Below are 12,055 nucleotides of genomic sequence, written 5' to 3' on the forward strand. Positions count from 1 at the left end.
CTCGAACCGGGCTCCGCCCGTGCGCCGGTTACTCGCCGCTGCGCTCGCTAGCGCTCGCTCCGCGGCTCGAACCGGACGGTCACCGCCTTGAAACCGGGCGTGTTGGACTCCCGTGCCACGTTCTGACGGTGGACCAGGTTGTTGGCCTCGGGGAAGTAGGCCGCGCAGCAGCCGCGGGCCGTCGGGTAGGACACCAGCCGGAACTCCTCCGCCCGACGCTCGCTTGTCACGCCGTCCGAGCCGGTGAACACACTCACCACGTCGACCAGCTGGCGGTCCGCGAGGCCCAGGTCGCGCAGGTCATCCGGGTTCACGAGGATCACCCGGCGCCCCTCGGAGATGCCCCGGTAGCGGTCGTCGAGACCGTAGAAAGTGGTGTTGTACTGGTCGTGGGACCGCATGGTCTGCAGGATCAGGTGCCCGGCCGGGGCCTCCAGCCACTCGAGCGGTGACACCGTGAAGTGCGCGCGCCCGGACGGGGTGGCGAAGGACCGGGTGTCGCGCGGCGGGTTGGGCAGCACGAACCCGGACTTCTGTCGCACCCGCCGGTTGTAGTCGGTGAAGCCGGGGATCACCCGCGCGATGTGGTCCCGGATCACGTCGTAGTCCTCCGCCATCGCGCGCCACCCCACCGGGTGGTCGTGACCGAGGATCGCCTCCGCCATGCCCGCGACGATCTGCGGTTCGCTGAGCAACTGCTCCGACACCGGCTCCAGCCGCCCCTGGGACGAGCGGATCACCGACATCGAGTCCTCCACCGAGACGAACTGTGCGCCCCCGGGGTGGCGGTCGTCGCGGTCCGTCCGCCCGAGAGTCGGGAGGATGAGCGACGTCTGCCCGTGGACCACGTGGGAGCGGTTGGGCTTGGTCGACACGTGGACGGTCAGCCCGGTGCGTTGCATCCCCTTCTCGAGGACGTCGGTGTCCGAACAGGCCTTGGCGAAGTTGCCGCCCATGGAGACGAACACGTCCACGTCACCGCGCTCGAACGCCTCGAGCGTCTCGGTCGAGTCGTAGCCGTGCTCACGCGGCGAGGTGATGCCGAACTCGTCGTCGAGCCCGTCCAACAACCTCGCGCCCGGCTTCTCCCAGATCCCCATGGTCCGGTCGCCCTGCACGTTCGAGTGGCCGCGGACCGGGCAGGCGCCGGCGCCGGGCTTGCCGAAGTTGCCCTGCAGCAGCAGGACGTTGACGATCTCGCGCAGGGTGTCCACCGAGTGGGGCTGCTGCGTGAGTCCCAGTGCCCAGCAGATGATCGTGCCCCGCGAGTGCACGAGCAGCGTCGCCAGTCGCTCGATCTGGTCGCGGCGCAGACCCGTGGCCCGCTCGGTGGTCTCCCAGTCCAGCCCGGCACGCGCGGCGGCGTAGTCCCGGAAGCCCTCGGTGCACGTGTCCACGAAGTCGCGGTCCACGACCGTGCCGGGCGCGGCCTCCTCGGCCCGGAGCAGCAGGTGGCCCAGGGCCTGGAACAGCGCGAGGTCGCCACCCACCTTGATCTGCAGGAAGTCATCCGAGACGGTCTCGCCCCCGCCCTCGACCAGGCTCTTGACGATCCCGGTGGGGGACTGCGGATCGGCGAACCCCAGCAGTCCGGCCTCGGGCAACGGGTTGACCGCCACCACGTGGGCCCCGCGCCGCCGGGCGTCGGTGAGGGTGGAGAGCATCCGTGGGTGGTTGGTGCCGGGATTCTGTCCGACGACGAGGATGACGTCCGCGTGATCGAAATCCTCGAGCGAGACAGTCCCCTTGCCGATGCCGATCGTGGGGGTCATGGCCGACCCGGAGGACTCGTGGCACATGTTGGAGCAGTCGGGCAGGTTGTTGGTGCCGATGGACCGCGCGAGAAGTTGGTACATGAACGCGGTCTCGTTGGCCGTCCGGCCGGAGGTGTAGAACACGCAGCGGTCGGGCGAGGTGGCGGTGACGTGCTCGGCCATGAGCGCGAACGCCTCCCGCCAGCCGATCGGCGAGTAGTGCTCGTCGCCGGGCCTGAGCACCACCGGCTCGGTGATCCGGCCCTGGTTGCCCAGCCAGTACTCGGTCTTGTCCCGCAGCTCGCGGATCGGGTGGGCGGCCCACCACTCGGGGGTCACCGTCCGGGTCGTGGACTCCTCGGCCACCGCCTTGGCGCCGTTCTCGCAGAACTCCGCCGGCCTGCGCGGACCGGTGATGGACTCGGGCCAGGCGCACCCGGGGCAGTCCGTGCCGCCACGGTGGTTGAGGCGGGCCAACGCCCGCGCCGTCCGGGTCGCCCCGGCCTGCGAGATCCCCCGCTCGAGCGCCACCGAGACGGCCTTGAGCCCCGCCGCGCTGGTCTCGGGTTCGCCGACCCGCAGGTCGTCCTCGTCGATGTCGGCGACGGGCGCGGACCGACGGATGCGGGGGACGAGGCTCATGGACCCATTGTGCGCCGGAACACACCGCGCCGCAGCCGCGGCCCGGGAGTGCGCGCGGTGCCGGATCAGTCGGCGACGCGCTCCGGATGGGTGTAGACGGTCGCGCGGTCGCCCCTGCTGAACCCGACCAGCGTCACCCCGGTCTCGGCGGCCAGGTCCACGGCCAACGACGAGGGGGCGCTGACCGCGGAGATCACCGGGATCCCCGCCATGGACGTCTTCTGCACGAGTTCGAACGAGGCACGCCCGGAGACCTGCAGGATCGTCTCCCGCAGCGGGAGCCGGCCCTCGCGCAGGGCCCAACCCACCACCTTGTCCACCGCGTTGTGCCGACCGACGTCCTCGCGCAGACAGAGCAGGTCGCCGTCGGGGGAGAACAGGGCCGCCGCGTGGACCCCGCCGGTGCGGCCGAAGACGATCTGGCCCTCGCGGAGCCGGTCGGGAAGGGAGAGCAGGACCGCAGCCCCGACCAGGGGGGTGGCCGGCTCGGCGGGGAAGTGGGTCGCCTTGCGCACCTCCGCGACCGAGTCGACGCCGCACACCCCGCAGGAGCTGGTCATGGCGGTCGCGCGGACGGACCGGGGCTCCGGGACATCCGGGGACAGGGTCACGGTGAGGGTGTTGTAGTCCTGCTCGGTGCGGCCGCTCACCGTGGTGCAGTAGCAGATCTCGGGGAGGTGGTCGCGGTGCCAGATCGCCCCCTCCGACACCAGGTAACCGGCGGCCAGGTCCATGTCGTCGCCCGGGGTGCGCATCGTGACGAGGTAGGGGCGTCCCCCGAGACGGACCTCCAGCGGCTCCTCCACCGCGAGGGTCGCCACCTCACGTCTGGCGTCACTGCCGGCGATGATCCTCCGCGCGGGGTGACGACTCGTCCGTCGTCCCATGGTGCAGAGGCTAGCCGGTGCCGGGTTCAGCCGCCGCCGCGGTCAGCCGGAGGCCCGGCGGGCCAGAGGTCAGCGCCGTTCGGTGGACCGGTGGGACACGCGCAGGACACCGGCGCCGCGGACGTCCCCCGCGTCGAGGTAGGCCAGGGCGTCGGGGGCCTCGTCGAGGCGGTACTCGTGGGTGGTGGGGCGGAGGGCGAGGCGCTCGGCCAGGGCGAGGAACTCCTCGCCGTCGGAGCGGGTGTTGCTCTCCACACTGGTCACCGTCCGCTCGTGGAACAGGTGCCGCTGGTAGTCGAGCCGGGGGATGTCGGAGAGGTGGATGCCGGCCACGGCCAGCGTCGCGCCGGGGGCGAGTGCCGCCAGGGCCACCGGCACGATCTCCCCCGCCGGAGCGAAGAGGATCGCGGCGTCGAGCGGGACCGGGGGGTGCTCGCGGGCATCACCGGCCGAGGCCGCGCCCAGGTCGAGCGCCAACCGGCGCGCGCCCTCACCCCGGGTGAGCACGTGGACCTCCGCCCCCTGCGCGAGGGCGAGTTGCGCGGTGAGATGGGCCGAACCGCCGAAGCCGTAGACGCCCAGCCTGCCGCCCGGCGGGAGCGCCGCACGCTTCAGCGCTCGGTACCCGATGATGCCCGCGCACAGCAGCGGCGCGGCCGAGAGGTCGTCGATCCCGTCGGGAAGGGCGTAGGCGAAGGCCTCGGGAGCCGTCGTGAACTCAGCGTAGCCGCCGTCGGCATCCCATCCGGTGTACCGGGACCGCGCGCACAGGTTCTCCCGTCCGGCTCGGCAGGCGCCGCAGCTACCGCAGGTCCCGCGCAACCAGGGGACGCCCACCCGGTCACCGGTGGCGAACCGGTCGGAGCCCGGCCCCGATCCGACGACCTCGCCGACGATCTCGTGTCCGGGGACCACCCGCGGTCGTCGGACGGGGAGGTCACCGGTGGTGACGTGCAGATCGGTCCGGCAGACCCCGCACGTGAGGACGCGGAGCAGAATCTCTCCCGGCCCGGGCTCGGGTACAGGGAGTTCGACGAGGTCCAGCGGCAACTCGGCGAGCGGGCCCGGCTCCCGGACCACCCAGGCACGCATCATCGTCATGATCCAGGTCACCTCGATCCCGCGGAGCGGTGACGCTGATCCTATCTCCGGCCGGGCGGCTCGGACCAGCCCCGGATGGGGATCGGACTCCTCGCCGGGATGGTCGGAACCGCGACGAGGTCAGGGACCCGCCCCCGGCGACACAAGTGGGGGGTCCCTGACCTCGTGGGATCAGATGTAGATGGCGGGGTCGATGTAGAACTGCGCGTCGCGCAGCTCCTCCTTCGACTCCTTGGCGGGCTTGGCGACGCCCGGGATGCCCACGACGATCGAGTTCGCGGGTGCGTCCTTGACCACCACGGCGTTGGCGCCGACCGAGGAGTCCGAACCGATCTCGACGGGGCCGAGGATCTTGGCCCCGGCGCCGACGGTCACGCGGTCGCCCAGGGTGGGGTGGCGCTTGACGTGCTTGAGCGAGACGCCGCCCAGCGTGACCCCGTGGTACAGCATGCAGTCGTCACCGATCTCTGCTGTCTCCCCGATGACCACGCCCATGCCGTGGTCGATGAAGAACCGTCGACCGATGGTGGCACCGGGGTGGATCTCGATGCCCGTGAGGAACCGGGTGAACTGGCTCAGGACGCGGGCCGCGAACCGGCCGGCCCCGCCGGCCTCCCACAGGCGGTGGGAGAGCCGGTGGGACCAGATAGCGTGCAGGCCGGAGTAGACGATCGCGTTCTCCACGTCTCCCCGGGCCGCCGGGTCGTGGGCACGCGCCGCGGCGAGATCCTCACGCAGGGTGCGCAGGATCCCCGCCGCGGGCGCGTCCGCGGTCGACGGAGTCGGGTCGGTCATCAGTCGCGGTAGTCCTCGAACAGCATGGTGGACACGTAGCGCTCGCCGTAGTCGCACACGATCACCACGATGGTCTTGCCGGCGTTCTCGGGACGCTTGGCCACCTCGAGCGCGGCCCACACGTTGGCACCGGAGGAGATGCCGGCGAGGATGCCCTCCTCGGTGCCGAGACGCTTGGCGATCCGCAGCGAGTCGTCGAGGGTGACGTCGATGACCTCGTCGTAGATGTCCCGGTTGAGGATCTCGGGGACGAAGTTGGCGCCCAGACCCTGGATCTTGTGCGGACCGGCCTTGCCCTCGGTGAGCAGCGGCGAGTCCTTGGGCTCGACGGCCACGATCTGGATGTCCGACTTCTGCTCGCGCAGGTACCCGCCGGCGCCGGTGATGGTTCCGCCGGTGCCGATGCCGGCGATGAAGATGTCGACCTCGCCGTCGGTGTCCTCCCAGACCTCGGGGCCGCTGGTCCGGCGGTGGACGTCCGGGTTGGCCGGGTTGGCGAACTGCCGGGCGAGGACCGCGTTCTCGCGGGTGGAGGCGACCTCCTCGGCCTTGGCCACGGCGCCCTTCATGCCCTCGGAGCCCGGGGTGAGGATGAGCTCGGCACCGTAGGCACGCATGACCGCACGGCGCTCGACCGACATGGTGTCGGGCATGACCAGGACGGACTTGAAACCGCGCGCGGACGCGACCATGGCCAGCGCGATGCCGGTGTTGCCGGACGTGCCCTCGACGATGGTGCCACCGGGCTTGAGGGCGCCGGAGGCGACCGCGTCGTCGATGATCGCGGCGCCGATGCGGTCCTTGACGCTGGCGGCCGGGTTGGCGGACTCCAGCTTGGCGAGCACGGTGGCCTGGAGGCCGTCGGTGAGGGAGTTGAGGCGGACCAGGGGCGTGTGGCCGATGGTCTCGGTGATGTCGGAGTAGATCTTCGCCATTGGTGAGTTCCGTTCTTCAGAATGAACCGATCTGTCTATCGGCAAGTGTACGTGATCCCGCACCCGTCCGGACCACGCCCGCGTGAAATGACGGGGCCGGCGAAATGCCGCAGCGCCCGGACCCCGTGGGGCCCGGGCGCTACCGGTCGAGGACTCAGTTGTCGGAGTAGAGCGCCTCGATCTCGCTGCCGAAGCGGTCGTGCACGACGTTGCGCTTGAGCTTGAGCGTCGGGGTGAGCTCACCGCTCTCCACCGAGAACTCCGCCGCGAGGATCTTGAACTTGCGGATGGACTCGGCGCGGGAGACGGACTTGTTGGCCTGGTCCACCGCGTCCTGGATGGCGCCGACCAGCTCGCCGTCCTGGAGCAGGTCCGCCACCTCGCCGGTCTTGCCGTGCTTGTCCCGCCACGCCGGGAAGGTCTCCTGGTCGATGGTGATCAGCGCTGCGATGTAGTTGCGGTTGTCACCCACCACGACGGCCTGGCTGATCAGCGGATCGGCCGAGAGGAGGTCCTCCATCTGGGACGGCGACACGTTCTTGCCGCCGGCGGTGACGATGAGGTCCTTCTTGCGGCCGGTGATCGACAGGTAACCGTCCGAGTCGAGCTCGCCGATGTCGCCGGTGTGGTACCACTCGCCGGTCCAGGACTCCTCGTTGGCCTTCGGGTTCTGCCAGTAGCCCTTGAAGAGGGTCTTGGCCTTGGCGAGGATCTCGCCGTCGTCGGCGATCTGGATGGTCACACCGGGGATCGGTCGACCGACGGTGCCGATCTTGGCCTGGCCGATCGGGTTGACGGTCAGCACGCCCGAGGACTCGGTGAGGCCGTAACCCTCGAGCAGGTCGAAGCCGGCGCCGCGGTAGAAGTGGCCGAGACGGGCGCCCAGGGGGCCGCCGCCGGAGATGATGCGGTTGCACTCGCCGCCCAGGGCGTCGTGGAGCTTCGAGTAGACCAGCTTGGAGAACAGCTTCTGCTTGAGCGCCAGGCCCGCGGACGGCTTCCCGCCGTCCTCGATGGCCGTGGAGTAGTCGATCGCGGTCTGCACCGCGGCCTTGAAGATCTTGGCCTTGGCGCCGCCGGCGGCCTCGGCCTTGCCCGCGGCGGAGTTGTAGACCTTCTCGAGCACGCGCGGGACCGACACGAGGAAGGTCGGGTGGATCTCCGCCAGTCGCTCGACGACCTTGGTCGTGTCGGGCTCGTGGGCCACGGCGACGCGCTTGTAGAAGCTGCTCACCTCGAGGATGCGTGCCAGCACGTGGGCCAGCGGCAGGAAGATCAGGGTGCGGCTATTGGGGACGAACGCGTCCTTGAGCTGCTCCTCGACCGACATCACGACGCCGGCGAACCCACCGTGCAGGATCTCGCAGCCCTTGGGGTTGCCCGTCGTGCCGGAGGTGTAGATGATGGCGCACCTGTCCTCGTGGCCCGTCGCCAGCGAGGCCTGCTCGACCTGCTCGTCGGTGACGTTCGCTCCCGCGGCGGTGAGCTGGGCGACCAGGTCGTTGTCGATGACCATGATGTCGCCGTTCCACTCGGTGCCGGACGTCAGCACCTCGCGGAGTTCGAGGTTCTCGACCACGGCGAAGGTCGCGCCGGAGTCGGTGAGGATCCAGTCGCACTGGCCCGACGAGGAGGTCTCGTAGATCGGCACGGTGACGGCGCCGACCGCCCAGGAGGCCCACGCGATGAGCGACCACTCGTAGCGGGTGTGGCTCATGATGGCCAGGCGGTCGCCGGGCTTGACGCCCCGTGCGATGAGGCCCTTGGCGACGCCCTTGACCTCTTCCAGGTACTGGGCGCAGGTGACCTCTTTCCAGTCGGTCCCGACGAGCCGCAGTACCGCGACGTCGTTCGGGGCCTCCTCCGCGTTCTTGAACACGAGTCGGCCGAGGTTCTCGACAGGGAAGGGCTTGGTTACTGGAGGGGTGGCGAACTCGGTCGTCATTGCGATCCTTAGGTCATGTGTGGCCTGTATCACTGGCAAGTGTAGAGGGTCGGCCGCAGTCCGTGTTCAGCACGGTCTATTTAGATCCGTTTATGAGGGGCGCGTCAGGTTCGTGATCCCGGTTACTGTGATACGGGTTACACTGACGACATGTTCGGGGGCACGGGACCCGCGGCGAGCCTGCTGGTGGCCGAGTCGTGGGAGCGCAGCAGGCATCGGGGTATCGACCCCACCGTGGTCGCGCCGTCGGTCGAGTTGGAGGGCCCGGACCTCTCTCGCCACGTGGCGGAGCACCGGATGGCGTCGGTCCTCCCGGTGGTCGAGTCGGTCCTCGTGCCTGGCGTGGTCTCCAGCGGGCACATCGTCGCCGTCGCGGACGAGCGGGGACGGTTGCTCCGCGTGATCGGTGACCGGGGCGTCCGGTCCCGCGCGGAGTCGATGGCGTTCATCCCCGGCGCGGTCTGGACGGACGAGGCGGTCGGGGCCAACGCGCCGGGGCTCGCGCTCCGGCACGACACGGAGGTGCGGGTCCGCGGGTCCGAGCACTATCTCGAGATGGCCCACGAGTGGAGTTGCGCGGCGGCGCCGGTCCACGACCCCGGGACGGGTGAGCTGATCGGGCTCATCGACGTCACCGGCCCGAGCAGTGCCGCCTCGGACCAGATGCTCGCCCTGATCCGGGCGACGGTGATGCTCGCCGAGGGGGAGCTGCGCACCGCCGCCGGCCTGGTCGTACCCCGTCGCGGCGGGGTCGACCGAGCCGACGGTGGGCGGTTCAGGCTGCGTGTTCTCGGTGCGGGGGCCGGCGTGCTCGACGGGGACGGTCCCGGGGTCGGCGGGCGCGCCCTGACCGGCAGGCACGCGGAGATCTGCGTGCTGCTCGACGCGCATCCGGAGGGGTTGACGGGCGGTGCGCTCGCGGAGCTGCTCGCCGACGACCGCCTGGACGAGGTCAGCGTGCGCGCCGAGGTCTCCCGCCTCCGGCGGGTGTTCGGGCCGGACGTGGTGGCGTCGAGGCCCTACCGTCTGGCCCCGGGTGCACTGGTCACCGACCTCCGCGAGGTCACGGACGCGCTCGACTCCGGCGACGTCATGAGGGCGGTCGCCTCCTACCCGGGACCACTCCTGCCGGCGTCGGACGCGCCCGGGGTGGCCGACCTGCGGCTCGAGGTCCATTCGATGGTGCGGGCCGCGGTGTTGTCCGCCGACCGTCTCCCCGTGCTCAGGGCCTGGGTCGGCGGCGCCGGGCGTGAGGATCTCGCCGCATGGCGGAGCCTGGCCCGGTCGCGGTACGCGGACGCCTCGACGATCGCGGCGGCCGAGGCGCGGTGTCGTGTCCTCGATCAGCGCTTCGGGGCGTGAGGGGCGCGGAGGCGGCGGTCGGCACCGAACCGGGCTCGACCCGTCCACTCGGGTAGGTGCATCGGTGCCATCCGGACCGTCCCCGGTGCGCCGGGTGGGCAGAACCCCGCGGTAGCTGTTCCGGACGGGGCGCCCGCCGGGCAAGAGTGATCGGTGTCACAATCACCGCCCCGCCGATGGTGGGGGTCGCTCGAGCAGGAGGCGCACGATGGCGATCGAACTGAATCAGATCTGGGACATGCCGATCAAGGAGTTCCACCCTCTCCCCAAGGCACTGTTGGGGGTGGGTGCACACGACATCCTCGGCGTGGAGGCCAAGAAGCTGGGGATGACCCGGGTCCTCATCATGACCACCGGACTGCGCGGCTCGGGCATCATCGAGGAGCTCAAGGGCAAGATCGAGTACCAGGGAATCGACGTCGTCGTCTTCGACAAGGTCGAGTCCAACCCCAAGGACTACAACGTCATGGACGCCGCCGCGCTCTACAACTCGGAGAAGTGCGACGGCATCATCTCGGTGGGCGGCGGCTCCAGTCACGACGCCGCCAAGGGCGCCCGCGTGGTGATCGCCCACGACGGCCGCGACATCAACGAGTTCCAGGGTTTCTCCAAGTCCACCAACTTCGAGAACCCGCCGCACATCGCGGTGTCCACCACCGCGGGCACCGGCGCGGAGACCTCGTGGGCGTACGTGATCACGGACACCTCGGACATGGACCACCCGCACAAGTGGGTCGCGTTCGACGACGCCAGCCTGGTCTCGCTGGCGATGGACGACCCGCTCCTCTACTACTCCTGCCCGCAGCACTTCACCGCGTACTGCGGTTTCGACGTCCTCGCGCACTGCTCGGAGCCGTATGTGTCCCGGCTCGACTTCGCCCCGTCGCTGGGCAACGCGCTGTACGCGACCAAGCTCGTGGCGGACAACCTCACGACGGCCGTGTACGACCCCCGCAACCTCGAGGCCCGGACCGGCATGATGAACGCGCAGTACATCGCGACGCAGGCGTTCAACTCGGGCGGCCTGGGCATGATCCACTCGATGTCCCACGCGATCAGCGCGTACTACGACACGCACCACGGTCTGAACAACGCCATCGCGCTGCCCCGGGTGTGGGAGTACAACCTGCCGTCGCGCTACCAGCGCTACGCCGAACTCGCGCCGCAGATGGGCGTGGACACCCGCAACATGACGACCGTCCAGGCCGCCGACGCGGCGGTGGAGGCCGCCATCCGGTTGTCGAAGGACGTCGGCATCCCGGACAACTTCAGCCAGATCACGCCCGGGCTGTACGAGAAGAACCAGATGGACACGGGCAAGTACAAGGGCAAGGGCGACAGGATCGACACCTCGGCGGAGAACATCCGCCGGATCGCCGAGCACATGATGGGGGACGCGTGCACCCCGGGCAACCCGCGTGAGTCCACGGTCGAGTCGCTGATCCCGATGGTCGAGCACGCCATGACCGGGTCGTACTGACCGGTCGGCGCGGCACCCCACCAGGACGTCCCCGGGGGCGGGCGAGCGGATCCGTCCCGCCCGTCCCCGGGGGACACCACCATCTCCCGAGAACGGAAAGGGCCCGACCATGGATGTCATCGAGGATCACCCCGACGACCTGAGTTCCGACGAGGTGGGGCCCGCGGACGCGGTGATCGACGTCGACGTCCTGGCGGAGGCCCTCCGCGGGACGGGGTACATCGTCGACCGTGAGCTGGCGACGGTCGTGCACCTGGCGACGGTCCTCGACAGGCCGCTGCTGCTGGAGGGGCCGGCCGGTGTGGGCAAGACCGAGCTGGCCAAGTCGCTCGCCTCCGCGTTCGGCCGTCGGCTGGTCCGGCTGCAGTGCTACGAGGGGCTCGACGACGCCCGGGCGCTGTACGAGTGGGACTACGCCAAGCAGCTGCTCCACGTCCAGATGCTCCGGGACCGGATCACGGCGGAACTGGCGGTGCACGAGGATCTCGCCGCGGCCTCGGCCGCGCTGGCGGAGATGGAGGTGGGGATCCACGGCGAGGACTTCCTGGTGACCAGGCCGTTGCTCGAGGCGATCACGTCCGAGGACCCGGTGGTCCTGCTCATCGACGAGATCGACCGCACGGAGGAGTCGCTCGAGGCGATGCTGCTCGAGGTGCTCGCGGAGAAGCAGGTGACGATCCCGGAGCTCGGCACCTACCGCGCACGCACGACGCCCTGGGTGGTGCTCACCTCGAACGACACCCGGGAGCTGTCCAGTGCCCTCAAGCGCCGGTGCCTGCACTTCCACGTGGACTTCCCGGACGCCGCGCGGGAGACGGAGATCGTCCGGTCCCGCGCTCCGGAGGTGCCGGAGTCGGTGGCGGCCGACGTGGTGGACAAGGCACGCCGCCTGCGCGAGCTGCCCCTGCGCAAGGCCCCGTCGATCTCCGAGGTGGTGGACGCGGCGCGCGCCGCGTCGGTGTGGGGTGGAGACGGCCCGGAGCTCGGCTGGGTCCTGTCCGCCGCTCTCCTGAAGTACCGGTCCGACGACGATGTCGCCCGTGGCGTTCTCGGCGCTGGGGCGGCCCCGGGCGAGGAGCCGGCGGGTGGCGGTCGGGACATGCGGGCGGCCGCCGACGTGACCGGGGCGTCGACCTCCGCCGCGTTCGGGGCCG

The 12,055-nt window shown here is 70.4% G+C and carries 9 protein-coding genes; 3 read left to right on the plus strand and 6 right to left on the minus strand.

Annotated elements, in window-relative coordinates:
- Window positions 1-47: 47 nt before the first annotated feature.
- The 6 genes from G6031_RS15665 to G6031_RS15690 all read right to left on the minus strand — a co-directional run bounded on the left by G6031_RS15665 (window position 48) and on the right by G6031_RS15690 (window position 8,059).
- The gene (locus tag G6031_RS15665) at window positions 48-2,396 is read right to left on the minus strand and encodes an FdhF/YdeP family oxidoreductase (RefSeq protein ID WP_182653757.1); all 2,349 of its coding nucleotides are present in this window, start codon (window positions 2,394-2,396) and stop codon (window positions 48-50) included.
- Window positions 2,397-2,461: 65 nt separating this feature from the next.
- Window positions 2,462-3,283 (minus strand): formate dehydrogenase accessory sulfurtransferase FdhD, encoded by an 822-nt coding sequence (gene fdhD, locus G6031_RS15670; protein ID WP_179524171.1) that lies wholly within the window; start codon window positions 3,281-3,283, stop codon window positions 2,462-2,464.
- A gap of 69 nt (window positions 3,284-3,352) precedes the next feature.
- Entirely contained in the window at window positions 3,353-4,375 is a 1,023-nt protein-coding gene (locus G6031_RS15675; RefSeq protein WP_182653763.1) for a zinc-dependent alcohol dehydrogenase family protein, read from the minus strand.
- Window positions 4,376-4,555: 180 nt separating this feature from the next.
- The gene (gene epsC / locus G6031_RS15680; RefSeq protein ID WP_182653758.1) at window positions 4,556-5,179 is read right to left on the minus strand and encodes a serine O-acetyltransferase EpsC; all 624 of its coding nucleotides are present in this window, start codon (window positions 5,177-5,179) and stop codon (window positions 4,556-4,558) included.
- Window positions 5,179-6,114 (minus strand): cysteine synthase A, encoded by a 936-nt coding sequence (gene cysK / locus G6031_RS15685; RefSeq protein ID WP_179524173.1) that lies wholly within the window; start codon window positions 6,112-6,114, stop codon window positions 5,179-5,181. The genes epsC and cysK overlap by 1 nt, the downstream gene beginning before the upstream one ends.
- Before the next feature lie 154 nt (window positions 6,115-6,268).
- A complete protein-coding gene (locus G6031_RS15690; RefSeq protein ID WP_182653759.1) occupies window positions 6,269-8,059 on the minus strand; it encodes a long-chain fatty acid--CoA ligase in 1,791 nt (596 codons plus the stop codon).
- 150 nt (window positions 8,060-8,209) lie between these two features.
- Between G6031_RS15690 and G6031_RS15695 the strand changes: the two genes are divergently transcribed.
- The 3 genes from G6031_RS15695 to G6031_RS15705 all read left to right on the plus strand — a co-directional run.
- Window positions 8,210-9,421 (plus strand): GAF domain-containing protein, encoded by a 1,212-nt coding sequence (locus tag G6031_RS15695; RefSeq protein ID WP_182653760.1) that lies wholly within the window; start codon window positions 8,210-8,212, stop codon window positions 9,419-9,421.
- 208 nt (window positions 9,422-9,629) lie between these two features.
- A complete protein-coding gene (gene mdo / locus G6031_RS15700; RefSeq protein WP_182653761.1) occupies window positions 9,630-10,901 on the plus strand; it encodes an NDMA-dependent methanol dehydrogenase in 1,272 nt (423 codons plus the stop codon).
- Between the two features lie 109 nt (window positions 10,902-11,010).
- Window positions 11,011-12,055 (plus strand): MoxR family ATPase (locus G6031_RS15705; RefSeq protein ID WP_182653762.1); only part of this gene is annotated, 1,045 nt, incomplete at its 3' end.

Source organism: Dietzia sp. CQ4, assembly GCF_014145125.1.
Classification (GTDB): domain Bacteria; phylum Actinomycetota; class Actinomycetes; order Mycobacteriales; family Mycobacteriaceae; genus Dietzia; species Dietzia natronolimnaea.